This is a genomic window from Pandoraea captiosa (assembly GCF_902459775.1).
Lineage (GTDB): Bacteria > Pseudomonadota > Gammaproteobacteria > Burkholderiales > Burkholderiaceae > Pandoraea > Pandoraea captiosa.
Window position 1 is genome coordinate 104,053 of the sequence record NZ_CABPSQ010000008.1, and the last position, 22,133, is coordinate 126,185.

Below are 22,133 nucleotides of genomic sequence, written 5' to 3' on the forward strand. Positions count from 1 at the left end.
ATAGTTCTCATAGTCATCACGGACAGACAAGCAACAGGGCGGAGTTAGATCATGAATTTCCAGCAATTGCGCTATGTGCGCGAAGCCGTTCGGCAAAACCTCAATCTGACGGAAGCGGCCAGTGCGCTGTACACGTCGCAGTCGGGCGTGAGCAAGCAGATCAAGGATCTGGAGGACGAACTCGGCGTTGACGTGTTCGTGCGTCGCGGCAAGCGACTCACCGGCCTGACCGAGCCGGGCAAGGCGGTGCTGCAACTGATCGAGCGCATGTTGCTCGACGCGGAGAACCTGCGCCGTGTGGCGCGTCAGTTCGCGGACCAGGACAGCGGTCATCTCGTGGTGGCGACTACTCACACGCAGGCGCGCTATGCGCTGCCGCAGGTGATCAAGCAGTTCACGAGCGTGTACCCGAAGGTGCATCTCGCGTTGCGTCAGGGCAGCCCGCGCCAGATTGCGCAGATGGTCATCGACGGTGAAGCCGACATCGGTATCACGACCGAGGCGCTCGATCGCTTTCCCGATATCGTCACCTTCCCGTGCTATTCGTGGCATCACGTGGCGGTCGTTCCGCGGGAGCATCCGCTCGTGGGCCGTGAGAACGTGACGCTTGCCGATATCGCCGAGTATCCGATCATCACCTACGACGGTGATTTCACCGGTCGCTCGCACGTGGACAAGGCGTTCACGGATCAGGGGCTGGTGCCGGACATCGTGCTCACCGCGCTCGACACGGATGTCATCAAGACGTATGTCGAACTGGGGCTGGGCGTGGGGATCGTGGCGGCAATGGCGGTCGATCCGCGCAAGGACCAGGATCTGGCCGTGCTGGAGCTCGACAACGCGTTCGAGCCGAGTACGACGCGTATCGGTCTGCGTCGCGGTGCGTTCTTGCGCTCGTACGCTTATCGGTTCATCGAGATGCTTGCGCCCGCGCTCAAGGAGCAGGAAATCTCCACGCAACTGCGCGAAGCGCTGGAGTTCGCTGCCTGAGTCTGTTCATCCGGTGCTACGGTGCCCGGGCACCGATACCCGCCATCCGATACGGTCCCGCCCCTGTGGCGGGATCGATATTTTCAGCGATTGGGAAGCCGGGCAGTATTGGATACAATCGCTGGCATGACATTGACTTCATTCAACCCCATTCCTCATTACACCGTGTCCTCCGGTGAGCTGCCGCGCATTGCGCTGCTGGCCACGGGCGGCACGATCGCGGGTAGCGCGGCCGACGCCACGCGCACCGCCGGTTATCAGGCCGGGGCGCTGGGTGTTCAGGATCTGCTCGCCGCAGTGCCCGCCCTGGGCAATGTGGCGCACATTCATGCGGAGCAGGTCGCCCAGATCGACAGCAAGGACATGTCGGTATCGCTGTGGCAGAAGCTTGCCGCCCGCGTGAATGCCTTGCTGGCCCAGCCCGATGTGGCGGGTGCGGTCATTACCCACGGCACCGATACGCTCGAAGAAACCGCGTATTACCTGCATCTCACGGTCAACAGCCGCAAGCCCGTCGTGCTGACGGCCGCGATGCGCCCGGCGACGGCGCTCTCCGCGGACGGTCCGCTCAATCTGCTCAATGCCGTGCGCGTCGCGACCGATCCGATCTCGGCCGGTCGCGGTGTCATGGTCGCCATCAACAATCAGATTCATTGCGCGCGCGACGTCGTCAAGACGAGCACCTACAAGGTCGACGCCTTTCACTCGCCGGAAATCGGAGTGCTCGGCTGGGTGCAGGACGAACGCGTTGCGTTCCAGCGCGCACCGTTGCAGTACCACACCGTCGAGAGCGAGTTCGTCGGCTTGTCCGGCGAGCTGCCTGCGGTGGAAGTGGTGTCGAGCTATGCCGGGGTGTCACGCATCGCCGTCGATGCGCTCGTGGACGCCGGCGTGCAGGGCATTGTGGTGGCGGGCACGGGAAACGGCTCGCTTCATGCGTTGCTGCAACAGGCGCTGGCCGAGGCCGTGCAGCGCGGTGTGACGGTGGTGCGTGCGTCACGCGTGGGCAGCGGTCACGTCATGCACAACGGCGCGGCGCCGGACGACCAGTACGGGTTCGTGAGCACGGGCAACCTGCATCCGTACAAGGCGCGCGTGTTGCTGATGCTTGCATTGCAGGCCGGCGTGCCGCGCGAGCGCATGCAGAGTCTGTTCGACGAATATTGAGATGGCGACGTCGGGGCGGCGCGGGGTTGCGCCGCCTGACGATGAACGAACGACGGACTAAAGACGAACGAACGACGAACGCGTCCGTACCCCCAGCTTCCCTGTCACGTTACCCACGTCCGCACAAAAAAATACGGCGCCAGTCGCACTTTCGCTCGACTCGCGCCGCCACGCTCGGCAGGGCGTCTCTCGACACTATCCTGCCCGCACGCTCAGTTCTCCCTGCTATTGCCTGCTGTGACGGCTTATGCCTGCCGTTGTCTTCGTCTTCTCGCGAACTACGCGGTGAGGGCGCCCGCCACGCTACCGTGGCGAGGCCTGTCGTTCCGTGATTGCCCGCGGCGGGGTCAGGCCACCGTGTGGTTGGCGAGCATTTCCAGCGCGCGCACCATGCCCGAGTGATCCCACGCGGCGCCGCCATTGGCAGCACAGGCATTGAACAACTCTTGCGCCGTGGCCGTGTTCGGCAGCGACACGCCGAGCGTCTTCGCCGTTTGCAGCGCCAGGTTCAGGTCCTTCTGGTGCAGGGCGATGCGGAAGCCCGGCTCGAAGTTGCGCTTGACCATGCGCTCGCCATGCACTTCCAGAATGCGCGACGAGGCGAAGCCGCCCATCAGCGCCGCACGGACCTTCGCAGGGTCTGCGCCGGCCTTCGAGGCGAACAGCAGGGCTTCGCCCACGGCTTCGATGGTCAGGGCAACCACGATCTGGTTCGCGACCTTGCACGTCTGGCCGGCACCGCTCTCGCCCACGAGCGTGATGTTCTTGCCCATCAGTTCGAAAAACGGCTTGACGTCGTCGAAGGCCGCTTGCGAGCCACCGACCATGATCGAGAGCGAGGCGGCCTTGGCGCCGACTTCGCCGCCCGAGACCGGGGCGTCGAGGTATTCGCAACCCAGCGCCTTGATCTTCTTGGCGTATTCCTTGGTTTCGATCGGCGAGATCGAGCTCATGTCGACGACGATCTTGCCGGCGGTGAGGCCTTCGGCCAGACCGTCTTCACCGAACAGCACGGCGCCGACGTCCGGGGTGTCCGGCACCATCACGAACACGATATCGGCACGCTTGGCGACCTCCTTGGCCGACGTGCAGACCGTTGCCTGACCGTCGATCAGGTCTTGCGGGGGCGTACGGCGCTCGTACAGGAAGAGCTTGTGACCAGCGTTCTGCAGATGCTTCGCCATCGGCGCGCCCATGATGCCCAGACCAATAAAACCGAGTTGTGCCATTTCGAGACTCCTTGTTGCCAAAGTTTGAAGTGTTGTCGCCGACCGTTCGGCGAGTGGGGCGGTGGTGTATGAGCGCCACGCGGACTCACGTGGACAATGGGCGCTCATGCATCCCCCGGACTCCGGCCGCATGCCCCCTGCATGCGGCCGGCGGGGCCCTTCCTCGTCGAAACCCGGTCAGCCGGTGCGAAGTACGCGCGAAGCACGCGGGCATCGACACCGTCATGTCATGTGCGCAGCGCCGGGGGAGGCGGTGTGCGGGTGAACCGGGGGTAAGTTGCTGCGGCGGTGGCGCGTGGCCCGGCTTATGCCGCTTCGCGCAAACCCGCTGCCTTGAACCAGCCGAGGCCGTCCGTCGTGGTGGTCGCGGGTTTGTACTCGCAACCGATCCAGCCCTTGTAGCCCAGGCGATCCAGGAACGCGAACAGGTAGGCGTAGTTGATTTCTCCCGTACCCGGCTCGTTGCGGCCCGGGTTGTCCGCCAGTTGCACGTGCGCGATGCGGGCCAGATTCGTCTCGATGGTCTTGGCGAGCTCACCTTCCATGCGTTGCATGTGATAGATGTCGTACTGCAGGAACAGGTTGTCCGAGCCGACGGCGTCGAAGATTTCCAGGGCCTGTTTCGTGCGGTTCACGAAGAAGCCCGGAATGTCGTACGTGTTGATCGGCTCGACCAGCAGGCGGATGCCCTCGGCCTTCAGGGCGTCGGCAGCGAAACGCAGGTTGCCCACGAGCGTTTGCGTTGCGTCTTGCGTCGACAGGTCGGCGCCTTGCTTGCCCACGAGGCAATTCAATTGCTTGACGCCCAGCGCCTTGGCATAGGTGATGGCTTCGCCCACGCCGTCGCGGAACTCGGCCACGCGATCGGGGAAGATCGCGATGCCGCGCTCACCGGCCTCCCAGTTGCCGGCAGGCAGGTTGTGCAGCACGAGGTCGAGCTGGTACTGGTTCAGCTTGTCGGCGATCTGGTCGCGGTGAAACGCATACGGGAACAGAAACTCCACGCCGCGAAAGCCCGCTGCGGCGGCCGCCTTGAAGCGGTCGAGGAACGGCACCTCGTTGAACAGCATGGTCAGGTTGGCGGCAAATTTCGGCATTGCGCTGACTCCTCTCTCTCTTTTTAGGGGGTGGTTTCGACGATTCGATGCAAGGGTGACATTCAGGTAACGTCAGGGTGCTGCGGTACTACGGCTGCGATGCTGCGGTGCTGCGGGGTTTAGCCGGGTTGCGGAGCGCATGCTTTGGCCGTTCACGGGGTCTAGCCGAAAGCGGAGGGGACGCACGCGCCCCGCAAACCGTTGACACTGCTCGTCGGGTCGAAGACCTGGAGGACGCGCTCGTACTTGCTTCCGAAAGTGCTTCCGTACGTGCTTTTCCGCATGCGCGTCGTCTGTTTCTTCTGCGTCAGGCCGACACTGCGTCGTCTTCCTCCACAACGTCGATGATTTCCTCGAACTCATTGATGTTGTTGATTTCGGTGCCCATCGCGATGTTGGTGACACGCTCGAGAATCACCTCCACGATCACCGGCACCGAGAACTCGGCCATCAGCTTGCGCGCCTGAGCGAACGCCGGCTGGATGTCGTTCGGCTGGAACACACGAATCGCCTTCACGCCGAGCCCTTCGGCCACCTTCACGTGGTCTACGCCGTAACCGTTCACTTCCGGCGAGTTCACGTTCTCGAACGCGAGCTGCACGCAGTAATCCATGTCGAAGTTGCGCTGTGCCTGACGAATCAGACCGAGGTACGAGTTGTTCACCACCACGTGGATGTACGGCACCTTGAACTGCGCGGCGACGGCGAGTTCTTCGATCATGAACTGGAAGTCGTAGTCGCCCGAGATCGCCACCACGTCCGATGACGGCGATGCAACCTTCGCGCCGATGGCTGCCGGCACCGTCCAGCCCAGCGGGCCTGCCTGACCGCAGTTGATCCAGTGGCGCGGCTTGTTCACATGCAGGAACTGGGCCGCGGCAATCTGCGACAGACCGATGGTCGAGACATAGCGCACGTCGCGGCCGAAGAACGCGTTCATCTCCTGATACACGCGCTGCGGCTTGACCGGCACCTGATCGAAGTCCGAGCGGCGCAGCATGGTGCGCTTGCGCTTCTGGCAATCGGCGACCCATTGCGAGCGATCCGGCAGACGACCGGCGGCCTTCAGTTCCTTGGCCACTTCCACGAACAACGTGAGGGCAGCCTTGGCGTCCGACACGATGCCGTAGTCCGGGCCGAACACGCGGCCGATCTGCGTCGGTTCGATGTCGACGTGCACAAATTTGCGGCCCTTGGTGAAGACATCGACGCTTCCGGTGTGACGGTTGGCCCAGCGATTGCCGATGCCCATCACGAAGTCGGCCGCGAGCATCGTGGCGTTGCCGAAACGGTGCGACGTTTGCAGGCCGACCATGCCCGCCATGAGCGGGTGGTCGTCGGCGATGGTGCCCCAGCCCATGAGCGTGGGGATGACCGGCACATTGACCGTCTCGGCGAACTCGACGAGCAGATCGGCCGCATCGGCGTTGATCACACCGCCACCCGACACGATGAGCGGACGCTCAGAGGCGAGCAGCATCTGAATGGCTTTCTCGGCCTGGGCACGGGTGGCGGCAGGCTTGTACACCGGCAGCGGTTCGTACGTTTCGGGATCGAATTCGATCTCGGCGACTTGCACGTCGAACGGCAGATCGATGAGTACCGGGCCCGGGCGGCCCGAGCGCATCAGGTGGAATGCCTGCTGGAAAACACGCGGCACGAGGGCCGGTTCACGCACGGTCACCGCCCACTTGGTGACGGGCTTGGCGATCGACTCGATGTCGACAGCCTGGAAATCTTCCTTGTACAGGCGCGCGCGCGGAGCCTGGCCCGTGATGCACAGAATGGGGATGGAATCGGCCTGAGCGGAGTACAGGCCCGTAATCATGTCGGTGCCTGCGGGGCCCGAGGTGCCGATGCAAACGCCGATGTTGCCCGCTTCGGCGCGGGTGTAGCCTTCGGCCATGTGCGAGGCGCCCTCGACGTGGCGCGCGAGCACGTGCTCGACGCTGCCAGCCTTGCGAAGGGCCGAATAAAACGGGTTGATGGCGGCGCCAGGCACGCCGAATGCGGTAGTGATGCCTTCCTTCTCCAGCACGCGAACGGCGGCCTCTACGGCGGTCATCTTGGCCATGTGACTCCTCCAGTGTTCCAATGGGTATGGGTTGATCGTTGTTGGAGGTCACTTTAAGCCGGTACGATTTGTTTGATAAGATCACAAAAGATCGTTTTTTTAAGAACAAAAAGTATCGAATGGAGACGCGATGGACCGATTCAAACAGATCGAAACCTTCGTGCAGGTGGCTGAAGCCGGGAGTCTGGCCGCCGCTGCACTAAAGGAAGGGGTCTCACCTGTCATTCTCGGGCGGCGTATCGACGCGCTCGAAAAACGACTGGGTATCAAGCTGATGTACCGCTCCACCCGGCGGCTGGCGCTCTCGGAGGAGGGGGGCGCTTTTCTCGAGCGGTGCAAGCAGTTGCTCGGCGACTGGGAGATGGCCGAGAACGAAATCAGCGCCGGGCGGCACGCGGTGTCCGGCCACCTGATCGTCTCGGCGCCCGCTGCATTCGGCCGTAAGCACGTGGCGCCGCACGCGCCGGCCTTCCTGCGTCTGCACCCCGAGGTTCAGATCTCCTTCAACCTGACGGATCGCGTCGTGGACATCGTGCGCGAGGGCTACGACATGGGGATTCGTATCGGCGGCTCCGTCGATCCGAACTTCGTGGCCGTCAAACTCGCCCAGAACCGGCGCGTGGTGTGCGGCACGCCCGCGTATTTTGCTCGCCACGGGCGTCCCAGGACGCTCGAGGATCTGGCCAAGCACAACTGTCTGGCGTTCAACCTGCAGGGCGGACAGCAGCGTGGCTGGTACTTCAAGCGTCAGGGCAAGCTCGTGACGACGCGCGTGGCGGGCAATCTCGATTGCAACGACGGTGAGTTGCTGCACCGCTGGGCCCTGGAAGGGCTGGGTCTGGGGTGGCGTTCCACATGGGAGATTCAGCGTGAACTGCTCTCCGGGGAACTGGAAACCGTGCTCGACGAGTACGCGCTGCCCGATTACGACATCCTGGCCGTCTACCCGCAGCAGCGCTTTCAGCCAGCGCGCGTGCGCCTGTTCATCGAGCAACTCCGGCAGATCTATGCTCGTCCGAACTATTGGCTCGAGAACGCCTGACGTGGTGGGAAGGTTGGGGCTGGCGACGCGCCGGCGGGCTTGCTGTTCGGCACCGATAGGGCGGGAGTTGATGATCGACATGAAATCCGCTAGAATCGCGGGTTCTGCAACCTTGCTGCACTGGTTCTGACGCCCAGGCAGCTTTGTCCATAAGGAGCACCCTATGCGTCATTACGAAATCGTATTTATCGTTCACCCCGATCAGAGCGAGCAAGTGCCTGCAATGATCGAGCGCTATCGTGGCACGGTCGAGTCCCGTCAGGGCAAGATCCACCGCGTCGAAGACTGGGGCCGTCGTCAACTGGCCTACATGATCGAAAAGCTGGCCAAGGCTCACTACGTTTGCATGAACATCGAATGCGACCAGGAAACCCTGGACGAGCTGGAACACGCATTCAAGTTCAACGACGCCGTTCTGCGCCACCTCGTCGTCAAGATGAAGAAGGCTGAGACCGCACCGTCGCCGATGATGAAGGAAGTGGCCCGCGAAGAAGCCAAGAAGGCTGCCGCGACGCCCGCGACCGAAGCTGCCGCTTCGTAATTAGCGCACCGGAACGCATCAGGGTGCCAACGCCGACATTGACCGCGTGAATCGCCTACGGCTCGAGGCCAGCATCGTCGAAATCGGCACGCTGCGCTATACCCCGGCCGGGCTTCCCGTGATCGATGTCACGCTGGCACACGAGGGAACTGCCGAAGAAGCGGGCGTGGCCCGTCAGGTCGAGTTCTCGATACCGGCAGTGGCGATCGGTCCCATCAGCGCCAAAGTCATGGCGCTGGGACTGGAGAAACCGGCCCAGTGGGCAGGATTTCTCGCCAAGAAGCATCGCAATAGCCGCACCCTGGTGTTTCACATCACAGCATTGCAAGCATTTGAAAAGGATTGTTGAACATGCCGCGTCCTAACGGTAAAAACAAGAAGTTTGATCGCCGCCGCCAACAGCAAAACCCGCTGTTCAAGCGCAAGAAGTTCTGCCGCTTCACCGTCGCTGGTGTCGAGCAGATCGATTACAAGGATGTCGAAACGCTGAAGGACTTCATCGGCGACAACGGCAAGATCACCCCGGCTCGCCTGACGGGCACCAAGGCGCACTACCAGCGCCAGCTCGATACGGCTATCAAGCGCGCGCGTTTCCTGGCGCTGCTGCCGTACACCGATCTGCACGGTGCTTAATCGCCAGTCGACGAAGGAGAATAGATAATGCAAGTGATTCTGCTGGAAAAGGTCGTCAATCTGGGTAACCTGGGCGACATCGTGAAGGTCAAGGACGGTTTCGCACGTAACTTCCTGATCCCGACGAAGAAGGCCCGCCGTGCCACGAAGGACGCGATCGCCGAATTCGAAGTTCGCCGCGCCGAACTGGAAAAGGCTGCCGCCGAGAAGCTGGCTGCTGCACAAGCCGAAGGCGAAAAGCTGTCGGGCCTGACGCTCCAGATCGCACAGAAGGCCGGCGTTGACGGCCGTCTGTTCGGCTCGGTGACCAACTTCGACATCGCCGAAGCCCTGGGCACCCAAGGTTTCAAGGTCGAGAAGATGCAAGTGCGTCTGCCGAACGGCCCGCTCAAGACCGTGGGTGATTTCCCGGTCCAGGTGGCGCTGCACACCGACGTCGTGATCGACGTCACCGTGTCGGTGCTGGGCGAGCACGCCTAAGTCGTACACGCGTCAGCTTCCCGACGCGAATAAAAGACGGAAGTCGGTCCACCGGCTTCCGTTTTTTTATGCCTGTCAGTTCTGTTGTTGTTCCGTTGTGTTGGCTACCGGAATGCTCGGTTGCCGGTCATACTCCGACTTGCGCCGAGGGATGTCGACCATCTTCCGGTTGCGCACTCGCTTCCTCCCACGTCATCGTTCGATAGCTCCGCCTTATGCTGCCTCCAGGGAAACTGCTGAACAAACCACGCTCGGAAAAATCGTCGCGCAAGCGCGATTTCGCCGGGTCTGACCGGGATCGCGGGGACGGTATAATGCCCGGCATGAACGCGCCCGATCCACAGCTCGATTCGCTCAAGGTGCCGCCGCACTCCATCGAGGCGGAGCAATCCGTGCTCGGCGGTCTGCTGCTCGATAACAGCGCCTGGGATCGCATCGGCGACTTCCTGTCGGAGCACGATTTCTACCGCTACGACCATCGACAGATCTATCAGCACATCGGACGCCTGATCTCCGGCGACCGTCCCGCCGACGTCATTACCGTTTTCGAATCGCTCTCGTCCGCCGGCAAAGCCGAGGACGTGGGTGGACTTGCCTATCTGAATGCGCTGGCGCAGAACACGCCGAGCGCGGCGAACATTCGCCGGTACGCCGAAATCGTGCGCGACCGGGCAGTGTTGCGCAAGCTGGTGACGGTGGCCGACGAAATCGCGTCGGACGCATTCAATCCGCAAGGCAAGGAAGTGCGCCAGATGCTCGACGAGGCGGAGGCGAAGGTGTTCGCCATCGCCGAAGAGGGCTCGCGCAGCACCAGCGGCTTCCTTGAGCTGCAGCCACTGCTCACGCAGGTCGTCGAGCGCATCGACGAGCTGTATCACCGCGAAGGCGGCAGCGACATCACCGGGATTCCGACCGGTTTTGTCGATCTGGACCGCATGACGTCCGGTTTCAATGGCGGTGATCTGATTATCGTGGCAGGGCGCCCGTCGATGGGTAAGACGACTTTCTCGATGAATATCGGCGAGCACATCGCCGTGGAGGAAGGGCTGCCCGTTGCGGTGTTCTCGATGGAAATGCCGGGCACGCAGTTGGCGATGCGTATGCTGGGTTCGGTGGGGCGTCTCGATCAGCACCGCTTGCGTACCGGCAAGCTGGTCGATGAAGACTGGCCGAAACTCACGCACGCCATGCAGAAGATGAACGAGACGCAACTGTTCGTCGACGAAACGCCCGCGCTCAACCCCATGGAGCTGCGTGCGCGTGCGCGACGTCTGGCGCGTCAGTGCGGCAAGCTCGGCCTGATCATCATCGACTACCTTCAGCTGATGAGCGGTTCGGGCGGCGGTGAGAACCGTGCGACCGAAATTTCCGAGATTTCGCGCTCGCTCAAGGGGCTCGCCAAGGAGCTGAACGTGCCGGTGATCGCGCTCTCGCAGCTGAACCGAAGCCTTGAGCAGCGTCCGAACAAGCGTCCGGTCATGTCGGACTTGCGGGAATCGGGCGCTATCGAACAGGACGCGGACATCATCCTGTTCATCTACCGCGACGAAGTCTACAACCCCGATACGCCAGACAAGGGCACGGCAGAGATCATTATCGCGAAGCAGCGTAACGGTCCTATCGGCCATGTGCGCCTGGCGTTCATCGGTGCTTATACGAAGTTCGACAATCTGGCCGGCCCGCAATACTGACGCCCGATTTCCATCTGTTCGGATGCGCGCGCGGCTGCGCACGCCTCCGACGAGGTAGAATGTGACGTTTTTGTGTCGACCCGTCCCCTATCAATACCCGGAGTTTTCCAATAATGTTCGGTCGCTTCATGCCCACCGAGGGCAAGTTCTTTGACCTGTTCAACCAGCACGCGGCGTGCATGGTTGCCGGCAGCCGCGAGCTGTCTGCCATGCTCAACGACCTGCCCAATGCCGAGGCACGTACCGTTGCTGTGCAGAACAACGAGAAGAAAGCGGATCGCATCACGCACGAGACCATCGACCTGATGCACAAGACGTTCATCACGCCTTTCGACCGCGATGAGATCCACAAGCTGATCAGTACGATGGACGACATCCTCGATCTGATGGAAGACGTGGCGACTGCCGTGTGGATGTACGACATCAAGAGCGTGCCGTCCGAGGCCCGCACGCTCGGCGAGATCTGCGTGAAGTGCTGCGAGCGTGTGCAAAGCACGGTCGCGTTGCTCAACGACATGGATCGCGCCCGCGACATTCTGAAGCTTTGTGAGGAGATCGACGGTCTCGAATCGGAAGCCGACCGACTGCTGCGCGCATCGCTGTCGAAGCTGTTCCGCGAGGAAGCCGACGTGAAGGAACTGATCAAGCAGAAGGCGGTGTCCGAATTGCTCGAGTCGGTGACCGATAAGTGCGAGGACGTTGCCAACATCATCGAAGGCATTGTGCTGGAAAACGCCTGAGCGGAGACTTTCGATGGCAACGCTGCACATCAGCCTCTGGCTGGTCGGACTCTTGGTCGTACTGGCGCTTCTGTTCGACTTCATGAACGGTTTTCACGACGCCGCCAATTCGATCGCCACGGTCGTCTCGACGGGCGTGCTCAAACCGCATCAGGCGGTGGCTTTCGCCGCCATGTTCAACGTCATCGCGCTGTTCGTCTTTCACCTGAAAGTCGCAGCGACGGTGGGCAAGGGCACGGTGCACCCCGAGATCGTCGATCACTATGTGATTTTCGGCGCGCTCGTCGGGGCCATCGCCTGGAACATCATCACGTGGTACTACGGCATTCCGTCGAGTTCGTCGCATGCACTGATCGGCGGTCTCGTCGGCGCTGCGGTGGCCAAGGCGGGCACGGGATCGCTCGTCGCGAGCGGCCTGCTGCAGACCGTGGCATTCATTTTCGTCTCGCCGCTGCTCGGTTTCGTGCTCGGCTCGTTCTTCATGCTGCTCGTGTCGTGGCTCTTCTTCCGCACGCCACCGGCGCGCGTGGATCGCTGGTTCCGTCGCTTGCAACTGGTTTCGGCCGGTATGTATAGCCTCGGGCACGGCGGCAACGATGCGCAGAAGACCATCGGCATCATCTGGATGCTGCTGATCGCGGCCGGCCTGTGGCCGCAGGAAGCTGCCGAACCGCCGCTGTGGGTGATCATCGGTTGCTACCTGGCGATCGGTCTGGGCACCATGTTCGGTGGCTGGCGCATCGTGCGCACGATGGGGCAGAAGATCACGAAGCTCAAGCCGGTCGGTGGCTTCTGCGCCGAAACGGGCGGGGCGTTCACGCTGTTCTTCGCGTCGTGGCTCGGCGTGCCGGTCTCGACCACGCACACCATTACCGGCGCCATCGTCGGTGTGGGCGCCACGCGCAAGCTCTCGGCAGTGCGTTGGGGCGTGGCAGGCAACATCGTCTGGGCGTGGGTGTTGACGATCCCGGCATCGGCGTTCATTGCCGCCATTGCGTGGTGGGTCGGCAAGCAGTTCCTGTGATGCGGTTTGCCGTCGACCGACGGCGGCAGGCGTCAGAAACAGAAAAAGCGGCTTCGGCCGCTTTTTTTGTTTTTCACCGGTGATTGAAATGGCAAATCGGCATCATCGGGACAATCAATTTCAATAGTTAATTGCGATTGATTATCATTTTTTCATAGCGTTTTTTTTGAGTCCCGCAGGAGGCTGACATGACCCCATTGATCCGATCGCTTCGCCATCATCCGCTGCGCCTGTTGATGGGCGCTGCGATCAACCTCGGCGGTGCGGCGACCTTGCTCGTGCATCTGCATTGACGTGACCCTCAAGCAGATTGTGGCCCGTGCGCGGCGTGCGGTAGGGGCTTCGCCCGATGGGCACGACGGATCTCGCCGGCAGGCGTGACTACATCGAACTGTTGGCGAAGCGTGCGATCGGATCGTCGTCCTGAGCCGGTGGGGCGGTGAGGCGGGCAGTGCTGCTGGGCGATGTCGCCTGGGGTGTTTCCAGCGGCGAGGCCGTAGATGCTGTCAATGGACGATTCGGTGCCGTATTCATGGGCACGTTCGGCAGAGGAGCCGCAGCCGGTGCTTCGGCAACCGTCGCCGGTGCGGAGCGGTCGACGTAAATCGTATTGCCTGCGGGGGCCTTGTTGGCGGCCACGCGGCGCACACCGTCGATACGCTTTGCCCAGTACGGGATGAAAATGCTCTCCAGCCGTACGGTGCCGCCGGAGTTCGGCGCATGCACGAACTTCCCTTGTCCCACATAGATGCCCACGTGCGAATGCGGGCGTCCCGTGGTGTTGAAGAAGATCAGATCGCCTGAGGCGAGGTCGTCGCGCTCCAGAACGGTGCCTACACCGCTCATGTCCGCGGTCGTGCGGGGCAGATTGACGCCGGCGGCGCGCGCCACCACATAGCGCACCAATCCACTGCAATCGAAACCGGAATCGGGTGTATTGCCGCCGTAGCGGTAAGGAATGCCAACGAGGCTCATCGCTTCGAGCGTGATTTCTTCCTGGCCGGCGCTGCGCTCCGGACCGACGGTGCGGTTGCCATAGTTCGCACTGCCACCTTGCCGCACGGTAGGGCCGGAAGAGCATGCAGCAACCAGCAGGGTCAGCGCCAGCACCCCGGCGCTTCGCCACGGCACGCCGGCCAGCGTTGTGGGTGACGTCTTGCTACGGGCCATCGGACGAGTCGGGGAACGAGACATGCTCGGCGGGCGCTGGATTGGCATGCGCAGAGTTTACGACGCTTGCCGTGCGAATGCATCGCAAAAGTGCCGATTTTCGGGCCTTTTGTAGCATCGACGTCACAAATTTGCGGCTTCCCGGGCGATTTCGTCGGCGCAGTGCCATGGTTCCTTGAGGGAAGCGCGTCGATGGCGTGGTTATGCTTCGCACAAAAAAACGGCGCCCGAGGGCGCCGTCTTGTCCGCATCGATCCCCGAGATGGGGTGGGGTAACGTCAGAGAATTTCTGCCGCGTAATCGGCCAGACGCGAACGTTCGCCGCGCGCCAGTGTGACGTGTCCGCTATGTCCCCAGCCCTTGAACCGATCCACGACGTACGTCAGCCCCGAGCTGCCTTCGGTAAGGTAAGGCGTGTCGATCTGTGCAATGTTGCCCAGACAGATCAGCTTGGTGCCGGGGCCGGCACGCGTGACCAGTGTCTTCATCTGCTTCGGCGTCAGATTCTGCGCTTCGTCGATGATGACGAACTTGTTCACGAACGTGCGTCCGCGCATGAAGTTCATGCTCTTGACCTTGAGTCGCGAGCGGATGAGTTCCTGCGTGGCGGCGCGACCCCATTCGCCCGCGGAGTCGTCCGTCTTTTGCAGCACTTCGAGGTTGTCGTCAAATGCACCCATCCACGGTTGCATCTTCTCTTCCTCGGTGCCCGGCAGGAAGCCGATATCTTCACCGACGGGCACGGTCGCGCGCGTGATGATGATTTCGTTGTAGCGCTTCTCGTCGAGCGTCTGCGCCAGACCGGCGGCAAGTGCGAGCAGTGTCTTGCCGGTACCGGCCTGCCCGAGCAGCGTAATGAAGTCCACTTCGGGATTCATCAGCAGGTTCAGCGCGAAGTTCTGCTCGCGGTTGCGTGCCGTAATGCCCCACACGTTGTTCTTGTGATGGCCATAGTCACGCAGCGTTTGCAGCAACGCCGTCTTGCCGTTGATCTCCCGAACCTGCGCGTAGAAAGGCGCCTCGCCGTTGTTCGTCTCCAGATAGACGAACTGATTGATGAGGAAGCTCGCGCAGAGCGGGCCGGTAATGCGATAGAACGTGGTGCCGGTGCGGTTGTCCTGCCAGCTCTCCATGCCTTTGCCGTGCTTCGTCCAGAAGTCCGGCGGCAGGGACATCACACCCGAGTAAAGCAGGTCGCTGTCCTCGAGCACCTTGTCGTTGAAGTAGTCTTCCGCAGGCAGGCCGAGCGCATGCGCCTTGACGCGCATGTTGATGTCCTTTGACACCAGCACTACCTGGCGGTCGCGGAACTTGTCCTGCAGCGCGCGCACGACGCCCAGAATCTGGTTGTCGGCCTTGCCTTGCGGCAGTCCTTCGAGCGGCGGGACATCGGGCAGATCGGTCTGGAAGTACAGGCGCCCGGTGGCGTCCTTGTTGCCGAGCCGCGAGAGCGGAATGCCTTCGGCCATCGACTTCGTGCCGCTCTCGGCAACCAGCCCATCGAGCGTGCGGCTCACCTGACGCGCATTGCGCGCGACTTCCGACATGCCCTTCTTGTGATTGTCGAGCTCTTCCAACGTCATCATCGGCAGATAGACGTCGTGCTCTTCGAAACGGAACAGACTGCTCGGGTCGTGCATGAGCACGTTCGTGTCGAGCACGAACAGCTTGGCCGGTTCCGTATCCCTGCCGCGCGTACGTTTCGAACCCGAACCGCTTGCCGTCGACTTCACGGACTTGAGCGATGGGCTGGCGCCGGTCGAGTCTGCCGGCGACGGCGACTGAGGCGAACGTGCGACGGGCGACGGCTGTGGTGCAGTCTGCGTCGCCGGGGCGGTTTTCGGGACGACCTTCAATTCGGTCGCGTTTGCGGCAGTTGCAGCACCTGCAGCACCGGACGTTTCGCCCAGTGCATGTTGTTCAGACGAGGGAATCGGTTTCTTGGCCTCCGTGCGCGAAGGTTTGAGGCGAGTGGGGAATTGTTCCGGGGCAAGCAGCGTGCCCGGTTTGGTCGGCGCCGATGGCAATGGCATAGATTTCCCGTTCAAGAAAACACAACACTACTCGGCCGGGACAAACGGCAATACATCACGTCCCGGCAACAAAAAAGCCGCCTGCCCGGACGCACCGGAGAGGCGGCTTGGCTGAAGGCGCCGCCATGGCGACGCCTGCAATAGTCTCGTTCAATGCGCTTGATCATTACGGCCGACTATAACGTCTCTTGCCGTGCTTGTATAGCGTCGAATGCCCTCACTGGCGGTCGCAGCGGCCCTTGCGCAACACCACAGCGAATAGCGCTCGGGCGGCGGGCGTGCTCGCACGCGACCGCCCGTGCGACGCAGATGTCGTGGGTGGACCGAGCGGTCAGAGCGCCTGCACGGCAGCCAGCACTTCCGACACGTGATCGGGCACGCGAACGCCGCGCCATTCCTTGCGCAACACGCCTTTCTCGTCGATCAGAAACGTGCTTCGCTCAATGCCAAGATGCTCTTTGCCATACAGTTTTTTCAACTTGATGACACCGAACAGCTTGCATACCGCTTCATCGGTGTCGGAGATCAGCGCGAAGGGCAATTCGAGTTTGTTCTTGAAGTTCTCGTGCGAGCGCAGGCTGTCGCGCGACACGCCGACGATCTGTGCGCCGGCGGCCTGAAATTGCGCGTAGCTGTCGCGGAAATTCATGCCTTCCGTGGTACAGCCCGGGGTGTTGTCCTTCGGGTAGAAGTAGATCACCACCTTCTGGCCGCGATGGCCTTTGAGCGAAAAATCGCCGCCGGTGGCCGGTGCGGTGAAATCGGGCACGGGAGTGTCGATGGCTACCGTCACTATGGTCTCCTTGGATGGCCTGTGGCAGGCCGGTTCGGGAAAGGGTTTCGAATTCTGTTTGCGATGTCTGCCGGCACGGCGAGCCGTGTCATGTCGCGCCTGGCGATCAGGCGACGGCCTGGCCTTCGAGGATCAGGTCGCCCGAGCGGCCCGGAATCTCACCCCACACCACAGGATGGGCAGGCAATGCGGCGAGATCGAGCGTCTCGTAATACTGGCCCATCGTGATCAGATCGTGCCCCTGGCGACGCCAGCCGGCCAGAACCTGGCGGAACAACGGCGCAAGCTTTTGACCTTCGAGTTCCGCATGTAGCGTGAACACGTGATCTTGCGCCGGATTGGCGCTCAGGGCAAGCAGATGCGCCGCCACATCGTTAATGTCACGGCCATCGACGCCAAGCAACTCGTCGACGGTCGGAAGCGTCGTCGGCATTTGCACGTGTTTCAGGCGCACGCCGTCCACGATCGGATAGTGCGGCGCGGTGCCGCGGCCATCCGACGAGTATTTCATGCCCCAGGCATCGATCTGGCGAAACGCATGGTCGTTCATCTGCCAACCCGCCGCGCCATGCGTTACCGGGGGTGCGCCGAAGATCTGTGTGAAGCGCGCGTGCGCTTGCGACATCTGACGCTGCGTCCAGGCGGCGTCTCGCGTGCGCACATTGTCCTGCCAGTACGTGTGGTCCCACGTATGGATGCCGGTTTCGTGTCCGGCGCTCTGCACGGTGCGCATGACGTCGGCCGCACGTTTGCCGATGTCCGGGCCGGGCAGCAGGGTGCCGTACATCAGGGTCTTGAAGCCGTAATGTTCGACGACCGACGTGCGCGACACCTTCTTCAGGAAGCCGGGGCGAAAGACGCGCTTGAGTGCCCAGCCGGTGTGGTCTGGGCCGAGGCTGAACAGAAAGGTCGCTTGTGCGTCATGCTCGGCCAGTGCGGCGAGCAGGTTGGGGACGCCTTCACGCGTGCCGCGCAAGGTGTCGACGTCGATCTTCAGGACAATTTTGGCCATAGCCGTCCTTGAGGGGGACATCGGGATGTGGCGCGTGTGGCGCGCGATATCTCGAATGTCGAATCAATTTACGAAGTCGAACTGCGCTGTCCGGGTGATGCGCCGGCATCCGCAGTCAAAAACGCCCGATGCGCCAAAGGGCGCACCGGGCGTGTCGGGCGTATCTGGCGAAGCTCAGACGGTGCCACATGCTCGACGGGCCACAGTCCGAGCGATGCGCCGGCGTTATTCGCCCTCGACCAGACGGCGAGCTTCGGCGACGTGACCGCGATACGCTTCGAAAATCTTGCGCAGTGCGTCGTCCATCGACGTGGTCGGCTTCCAATCGAGTTCCTGCATGGTGTTCTCGATCTTCGGCACGCGGTTTTGCACGTCCTGATAGCCGTTGCCGTAGTAGGCGCCCGACGACGTTTCGACGAGTTGAACCTTCTTGGCCGTCTCTGCGTACTCCGGGAACTCGCTGGCGAGCTTGAGCATCATGTTGGCCAGTTCGCGCACCGAGAAGTTGTTCGTCGGGTTGCCGATGTTGTAGATCTTGCCGCTGGCGATGCCGCCCTTGTTATCGATGATGCGCACCAGTGCGTCGATGCCGTCGTCGATGTCGGTAAAGGCGCGCTTCTGGTGACCGCCGTCAACCAGGCTGATGTTCTCGCCGCGAGCGATGTGGCCGAGGAACTGCGTGACCACGCGCGACGAGCCTTCCTTCGGCGTGTAGATCGAGTCAAGGCCGGCGCCGATCCAGTTGAACGGACGGAACAGCGAGAAGTTCAGGCCTTCCTGCATGCCGTAACCCCAGATCACACGATCCATGAGTTGCTTCGAGCAGGCGTAGATCCAGCGCGGCTTGTTGATCGGGCCGTAAATGAGCGGGGAGGCTTCCGGGTCGAACTCGGCGTCGGTGCACATGCCGTACACCTCGGAGGTCGACGGGAACACCAGATGCTTGCCGTACTTCACGGCCGAGCGAACGATCGGCAGGTTGGCTTCGAAGTCGAGTTCGAACACGCGCAGCGGTGCCTTCACATAGGTCGCCGGCGTGGCGATGGCAACCAGCGGGAGGATCACGTCGCACTTGCGAATGTGGTACTCGACCCATTCCTTGTTGATCGTGATGTCGCCTTCGAAGAAGTGCATGCGCTCGTGGTTGACCAGATCGCCAAGGCGATCGGTGAGCATGTCCATGCCATAAACTTCCCAGTCGGTCGTCTCCAGGATGCGCTTCGACAGATGGTGGCCGATGAACCCGTTGACACCGAGAATCAGGACTTTTTTCATATTACGGTCAGTGATTGAGCTGGGAAAACTGTTCCGGCGCGACAGGCTTGCCGTCCAGCATTAGTTCATGAATGACAATGGCATTTCCGTCGCCGCAAATGCCGAGGAGCGCATTATCCACTACTTGCAGTCCGCAGGGCAAACCGGCGGGCACGCGCGTGCCCGACAGGCGGGCACGTGTGACCACGAACCGACGCTGTGCGAGGTCGGTGAACGCCCCCGGATACGGCGGTGCAACGGCGCGGATCAGGTTGTAGACCGCCTGCGCCGGCTGAGTCCAGTCGATGCGACCGTCCTCGGGTTTGCGTCCGCCGAAGTAGCTGCCGGCGGCCAGTTCGTTCGGATGACGCACCGCCGTGCCGGCGATCAGCCCCGGCAGGCAGCGCCAGAGCGTTTGTTCGGCGGCCACTGTCACTTTCTCGAAAACCTCGCCCGCAGTGTCGTCCGGCAGGATGGGCACCGACGTCTGGTCGATGATCGCCCCGGCGTCCGGCTTGAGCGCCATCTCGTGGAGCGTTGCACCGGTTTCCGTTTCGCCTCGCAAAACCGCCCAGTTCACCGGCACGCGGCCGCGATACTTCGGCAGCAGCGAGCCGTGCATGTTGAACGCGCCGCGCGGTGCGATGTCCAGCACGGCCACCGGAATCATGTGCCGGTAATAGAAAGAAAAAATAAAGTCCGGCGCAGCGGCGCGAACGCGTTCGGCCAGCGCCGGATCGGCCGGATCGTCGGGGGTGATCACCGGAATGCCGTGCTCGGCGGCAACGCCGGCGACGCTCCCGAACCAGATGTTCTCGTTCGGATTGTCCTGATGCGTGACCACGAGCGCGACCTCGACGCCGCGCGCGAGCAGTACCTGCAGGCAGCGCACGCCAACGTTGTGATACGCGAATACGACGGCCTTGGGGGCGCTGGTAACGCGGTTGGCTTGCGTGCTCATGGGGCGTGCGATCCCAGTTCGGTGGCGCCAGTGCTCAGCGTGGCGCTTTGTGCACCACCTCGCGCGTCGTCTGCTGTCTTGTCGGTGCGGCCAGCCGATTCTTCGAGTACCGCCTGAACCAGATAGCGCGGACGTTGACGCACCTGCTGGTAAATGCGGCCGATGTACTCGCCGAGCAGGCCCATGCCGAACAGGATGACGCCGAGCAGGCAGAAGGTCACGGCAAACAGCGTGAAAACCCCCTGGACTTCGGAGCCGAACAGGAAGCGTCTTGCCATCAGTACGATGAACAGCACACCGGAGGCCGCCGAAAGCGAAATGCCCACGCCCGAGAGCCATTGCAGCGGCACCACGGAAAAGCCGGTGACGAGGTCGAAGTTCAGGCGAATCAGCGCGTAGAGCGAATACTTCGATTCGCCCGCGAAGCGCTCTTCATGCGCGACGTCCACTTCCGTCGGATTCTGCGCGAACGTATAGGCGAGCGCGGGGATGAACGTATTGATTTCGCGGCACTGATTCACCGTATCGACGATGTGACGGCTATAGCCGCGCAGCATGCAGCCCTGATCGGTCATGCGAATGCGCGTAATGCGCTCGCGCAGACGATTCATGGCGCGCGATGCATTGCGCCGGAACCATGTGTCCTGGCGGTTCATGCGCACCGTGCCAACGTAATCGTGGCCGGCGGCCAGCTGGGCAACCAGCTTGCCAATTTCTTCGGGCGGATTTTGCAGGTCGGCGTCTAGCGTGATGACCCATTCGCCACGGGTGTGTTCGAAGCCCGCGAGAATGGCCATGTGCTGGCCGTAGTTGCCGTTGAACAGCACGACGCGCGTCACGTCCGGGCGCGCACGGTATTGCTCGGCCAGCAGGGCGGCCGAGCGGTCGCGGCTGCCGTCGTTGACGAACACCACTTCGTAGGTCACGCCCAGCTTGTCGAGCGCCGGGTATAGCCGGGCGAATAGTGCGCCGAGGCCCGCCTCCTCGTTATAAACCGGGATGACGACGGAGAGTTGTGGTCGATTCATTTTTGATGATCAGCGCAAATGGCATTTACGGCTTCGCAGACGCGCGCAACGTCGGCATCCGTCATGGCGGGGAACAGCGGCAGCGTCAGAATGGCGCGGCCCAGGCGTTCCGTCAGCGGGAACTGGCCTTCCTTGAAGCCCAGCGCACGGTACATTGTAAACAGGTGGATCGCAGGGTAGTGGACACCGCTGCCGATGCCGCGCGCCTTCAGCTGCTCCATGAAACCTGCGCGGTCGATGGTCAGGCGCTCCAGCGGCAATTCGATCTGAAACATGTGCCAGTTCGAATTGGTGAAATCGGCGTGCGGCAGCCCGACACCCAGCTTGACGGCTGCGCCGCCCGCGAGCGTGTCGAAGTACAGGCGCGCCAGCTCGGTGCGGCGGCGGTTGAATTCCGCCAGATGCGGCATCTGGCCCAGCCCGACGCGCGCGGCCACGTCCGTCAGGTTGTACTTGCCGCCGAGCACGTCGACATCCATGCCGTCGAGCCCAAAGCGCGTCACACCTTGCAGACGATACTTCTCGGCCAGGCGTGCTTCCTCATCGGTATTGAATACGAGCGCGCCGCCTTCGATGGACGTCAGATTCTTGTTCGGATGGAAGCTGAACGACACAAGGTCGCCGAACGAACCGATACGTTTGCCTTTCCAGCTCGAACCCATGGCCTGTGCAGCGTCTTCGACCACGCGCAGGTTGTGACGGCGCGCGATGTCGTACAGACGGTCCATATCGACCGGCAGACCCGCGAGATAGACAGGGATGATGGCCTTGGTCTTCGGCGTGATCGCCTTTTCCAGCAAGTCGAGATCGATGTTGCGCGTGGCGGGGTCGACGTCGACGAACACCGGCGTGGCGCCCACTTCGAGAATGACGTTGGACGTTGCGACCCACGACAGCGGCGTCGTAATGACTTCGTCGCCGCCTTGCACGCCGGCGATACGCAGGCCGATCTCCAGCGTCGCCGTGCCCGAATTGAACACGCGTACGGGACGGCCGCCGAAATATTCGGACAGGGCCTTCTCAAACGCCTGGACTTGCGGACCCGAGGTAATCCAGCCCGAGCGCAGAACTTCGGACACACCGGCGATGGTGGCGTCGTCGATGGTCGGCCGCGTGAACGGGATGAACGGTTGATTCGGTTGGGAGGTTGCCGAGTCGCTCATGATGTATGACT

At 62.2% G+C, this 22,133-nt stretch carries 21 protein-coding genes; 10 read left to right on the forward strand and 11 right to left on the reverse strand.

Annotated features, from left to right (window positions below; genetic code table 11):
• Window positions 1–51 precede the first annotated feature (51 nt).
• Both PCA31118_RS19045 and PCA31118_RS19050 read left to right on the forward strand, forming a co-directional pair.
• On the forward strand, window positions 52–990 hold the full coding sequence (locus tag PCA31118_RS19045) for a CysB family HTH-type transcriptional regulator (protein WP_044455525.1): 939 nt from the start codon (window positions 52–54) through the stop codon (window positions 988–990).
• 126 nt (window positions 991–1,116) lie between these two features.
• Window positions 1,117–2,157 (forward strand): asparaginase, encoded by a 1,041-nt coding sequence (locus PCA31118_RS19050; RefSeq protein ID WP_150626658.1) that lies wholly within the window; start codon window positions 1,117–1,119, stop codon window positions 2,155–2,157.
• Window positions 2,158–2,504: 347 nt separating this feature from the next.
• Here the strand turns inward: PCA31118_RS19050 and glxR are convergent, their stop codons facing one another.
• The 3 genes from glxR to gcl form a co-directional block, all read right to left on the reverse strand.
• The gene (glxR, locus tag PCA31118_RS19055) at window positions 2,505–3,518 is read right to left on the reverse strand and encodes a 2-hydroxy-3-oxopropionate reductase (RefSeq protein ID WP_425495380.1); all 1,014 of its coding nucleotides are present in this window, start codon (window positions 3,516–3,518) and stop codon (window positions 2,505–2,507) included.
• 173 nt (window positions 3,519–3,691) lie between these two features.
• Complete coding sequence (hyi, locus tag PCA31118_RS19060; protein ID WP_150626659.1) at window positions 3,692–4,483, reverse strand: hydroxypyruvate isomerase; 792 nt, start codon at window positions 4,481–4,483, stop codon at window positions 3,692–3,694.
• Window positions 4,484–4,790: 307 nt separating this feature from the next.
• On the reverse strand, window positions 4,791–6,557 hold the full coding sequence (gene gcl / locus PCA31118_RS19065; protein WP_044455529.1) for a glyoxylate carboligase: 1,767 nt from the start codon (window positions 6,555–6,557) through the stop codon (window positions 4,791–4,793).
• 130 nt (window positions 6,558–6,687) lie between these two features.
• Between gcl and PCA31118_RS19070 the strand changes: the two genes are divergently transcribed.
• The 8 genes from PCA31118_RS19070 (at window position 6,688) to PCA31118_RS19105 (ending at window position 12,708) form a co-directional block, all read left to right on the forward strand.
• Window positions 6,688–7,599: a LysR family transcriptional regulator gene (locus PCA31118_RS19070; protein WP_044455530.1), complete on the forward strand. Its 912-nt coding sequence runs from the start codon at window positions 6,688–6,690 to the stop codon at window positions 7,597–7,599.
• 163 nt (window positions 7,600–7,762) lie between these two features.
• The gene (rpsF, locus tag PCA31118_RS19075) at window positions 7,763–8,140 is read left to right on the forward strand and encodes a 30S ribosomal protein S6 (RefSeq protein WP_044455531.1); all 378 of its coding nucleotides are present in this window, start codon (window positions 7,763–7,765) and stop codon (window positions 8,138–8,140) included.
• Between the two features lie 46 nt (window positions 8,141–8,186).
• Window positions 8,187–8,489 (forward strand): primosomal replication protein N, encoded by a 303-nt coding sequence (gene priB / locus PCA31118_RS19080; RefSeq protein ID WP_044455532.1) that lies wholly within the window; start codon window positions 8,187–8,189, stop codon window positions 8,487–8,489.
• A 2-nt stretch (window positions 8,490–8,491) separates the two neighbouring features.
• A complete protein-coding gene (gene rpsR, locus PCA31118_RS19085; protein WP_010803800.1) occupies window positions 8,492–8,773 on the forward strand; it encodes a 30S ribosomal protein S18 in 282 nt (93 codons plus the stop codon).
• Window positions 8,774–8,800: 27 nt separating this feature from the next.
• A complete protein-coding gene (rplI, locus tag PCA31118_RS19090; protein ID WP_044455533.1) occupies window positions 8,801–9,253 on the forward strand; it encodes a 50S ribosomal protein L9 in 453 nt (150 codons plus the stop codon).
• A gap of 323 nt (window positions 9,254–9,576) precedes the next feature.
• On the forward strand, window positions 9,577–10,944 hold the full coding sequence (locus PCA31118_RS19095; RefSeq protein ID WP_044458001.1) for a replicative DNA helicase: 1,368 nt from the start codon (window positions 9,577–9,579) through the stop codon (window positions 10,942–10,944).
• 113 nt (window positions 10,945–11,057) lie between these two features.
• Window positions 11,058–11,684, forward strand: a complete 627-nt coding sequence (locus PCA31118_RS19100; RefSeq protein WP_044455534.1) for a DUF47 domain-containing protein — start codon at window positions 11,058–11,060, stop codon at window positions 11,682–11,684.
• A 13-nt stretch (window positions 11,685–11,697) separates the two neighbouring features.
• Window positions 11,698–12,708 carry an inorganic phosphate transporter gene (locus PCA31118_RS19105; RefSeq protein WP_044455536.1) on the forward strand — a complete coding sequence of 337 codons (1,011 nt, stop codon included), beginning with the start codon at window positions 11,698–11,700 and terminating at the stop codon, window positions 12,706–12,708.
• 381 nt (window positions 12,709–13,089) lie between these two features.
• Here the strand turns inward: PCA31118_RS19105 and PCA31118_RS19110 are convergent, their stop codons facing one another.
• The 8 genes from PCA31118_RS19110 to PCA31118_RS19145 all read right to left on the reverse strand — a co-directional run bounded on the left by PCA31118_RS19110 (window position 13,090) and on the right by PCA31118_RS19145 (window position 22,122).
• A complete protein-coding gene (locus PCA31118_RS19110) occupies window positions 13,090–13,878 on the reverse strand; it encodes a C40 family peptidase (protein ID WP_246190315.1) in 789 nt (262 codons plus the stop codon).
• Window positions 13,879–14,156: 278 nt separating this feature from the next.
• Entirely contained in the window at window positions 14,157–15,911 is a 1,755-nt protein-coding gene (locus tag PCA31118_RS19115; protein WP_150626661.1) for a PhoH family protein, read from the reverse strand.
• A gap of 331 nt (window positions 15,912–16,242) precedes the next feature.
• Complete coding sequence (locus PCA31118_RS19120; RefSeq protein ID WP_150626662.1) at window positions 16,243–16,704, reverse strand: peroxiredoxin; 462 nt, start codon at window positions 16,702–16,704, stop codon at window positions 16,243–16,245.
• 106 nt (window positions 16,705–16,810) lie between these two features.
• Window positions 16,811–17,716 (reverse strand): polysaccharide deacetylase family protein, encoded by a 906-nt coding sequence (locus tag PCA31118_RS19125; protein ID WP_150626663.1) that lies wholly within the window; start codon window positions 17,714–17,716, stop codon window positions 16,811–16,813.
• A gap of 225 nt (window positions 17,717–17,941) precedes the next feature.
• Complete coding sequence (locus PCA31118_RS19130) at window positions 17,942–18,991, reverse strand: bifunctional UDP-4-keto-pentose/UDP-xylose synthase (RefSeq protein ID WP_044455542.1); 1,050 nt, start codon at window positions 18,989–18,991, stop codon at window positions 17,942–17,944.
• A 7-nt stretch (window positions 18,992–18,998) separates the two neighbouring features.
• Complete coding sequence (locus PCA31118_RS19135; protein ID WP_150626664.1) at window positions 18,999–19,931, reverse strand: formyltransferase; 933 nt, start codon at window positions 19,929–19,931, stop codon at window positions 18,999–19,001.
• Complete coding sequence (locus PCA31118_RS19140) at window positions 19,928–20,959, reverse strand: glycosyltransferase (protein ID WP_246190316.1); 1,032 nt, start codon at window positions 20,957–20,959, stop codon at window positions 19,928–19,930. The genes PCA31118_RS19135 and PCA31118_RS19140 overlap by 4 nt, the downstream gene beginning before the upstream one ends.
• Window positions 20,956–22,122, reverse strand: a complete 1,167-nt coding sequence (locus PCA31118_RS19145) for a DegT/DnrJ/EryC1/StrS family aminotransferase (protein WP_150626665.1) — start codon at window positions 22,120–22,122, stop codon at window positions 20,956–20,958. The genes PCA31118_RS19140 and PCA31118_RS19145 overlap by 4 nt, the downstream gene beginning before the upstream one ends.
• Between the last annotated feature and the right edge of the window lie 11 nt (window positions 22,123–22,133).

Excerpts from the sequence above, each read along its gene's own strand:
- PCA31118_RS19125 (WP_150626663.1), bottom strand. The coding sequence starts at position 17,716 with ATGGCCAAAATTGTCCTGAAGATCGACGTCGACACCTTGCGCGGCACG.
- PCA31118_RS19100 (WP_044455534.1), top strand. The coding sequence starts at position 11,058 with ATGTTCGGTCGCTTCATGCCCACCGAGGGCAAGTTCTTTGACCTGTTC.
- PCA31118_RS19045 (WP_044455525.1), top strand. The coding sequence starts at position 52 with ATGAATTTCCAGCAATTGCGCTATGTGCGCGAAGCCGTTCGGCAAAAC.
- rplI (WP_044455533.1), top strand. The coding sequence starts at position 8,801 with ATGCAAGTGATTCTGCTGGAAAAGGTCGTCAATCTGGGTAACCTGGGC.
- PCA31118_RS19115 (WP_150626661.1), bottom strand. The coding sequence starts at position 15,911 with ATGCCATTGCCATCGGCGCCGACCAAACCGGGCACGCTGCTTGCCCCG.
- glxR (WP_425495380.1), bottom strand. The coding sequence starts at position 3,518 with ATGCGGCCGGAGTCCGGGGGATGCATGAGCGCCCATTGTCCACGTGAG.
- hyi (WP_150626659.1), bottom strand. The coding sequence starts at position 4,483 with ATGCCGAAATTTGCCGCCAACCTGACCATGCTGTTCAACGAGGTGCCG.
- PCA31118_RS19140 (WP_246190316.1), bottom strand. The coding sequence starts at position 20,959 with ATGAATCGACCACAACTCTCCGTCGTCATCCCGGTTTATAACGAGGAG.
- PCA31118_RS19095 (WP_044458001.1), top strand. The coding sequence starts at position 9,577 with ATGAACGCGCCCGATCCACAGCTCGATTCGCTCAAGGTGCCGCCGCAC.
- PCA31118_RS19070 (WP_044455530.1), top strand. The coding sequence starts at position 6,688 with ATGGACCGATTCAAACAGATCGAAACCTTCGTGCAGGTGGCTGAAGCC.
- rpsR (WP_010803800.1), top strand. The coding sequence starts at position 8,492 with ATGCCGCGTCCTAACGGTAAAAACAAGAAGTTTGATCGCCGCCGCCAA.
- PCA31118_RS19135 (WP_150626664.1), bottom strand. The coding sequence starts at position 19,931 with ATGAGCACGCAAGCCAACCGCGTTACCAGCGCCCCCAAGGCCGTCGTA.
- rpsF (WP_044455531.1), top strand. The coding sequence starts at position 7,763 with ATGCGTCATTACGAAATCGTATTTATCGTTCACCCCGATCAGAGCGAG.
- PCA31118_RS19130 (WP_044455542.1), bottom strand. The coding sequence starts at position 18,991 with ATGAAAAAAGTCCTGATTCTCGGTGTCAACGGGTTCATCGGCCACCAT.
- gcl (WP_044455529.1), bottom strand. The coding sequence starts at position 6,557 with ATGGCCAAGATGACCGCCGTAGAGGCCGCCGTTCGCGTGCTGGAGAAG.
- PCA31118_RS19110 (WP_246190315.1), bottom strand. The coding sequence starts at position 13,878 with ATGGCCCGTAGCAAGACGTCACCCACAACGCTGGCCGGCGTGCCGTGG.
- PCA31118_RS19145 (WP_150626665.1), bottom strand. The coding sequence starts at position 22,122 with ATGAGCGACTCGGCAACCTCCCAACCGAATCAACCGTTCATCCCGTTC.
- PCA31118_RS19050 (WP_150626658.1), top strand. The coding sequence starts at position 1,117 with ATGACATTGACTTCATTCAACCCCATTCCTCATTACACCGTGTCCTCC.
- PCA31118_RS19105 (WP_044455536.1), top strand. The coding sequence starts at position 11,698 with ATGGCAACGCTGCACATCAGCCTCTGGCTGGTCGGACTCTTGGTCGTA.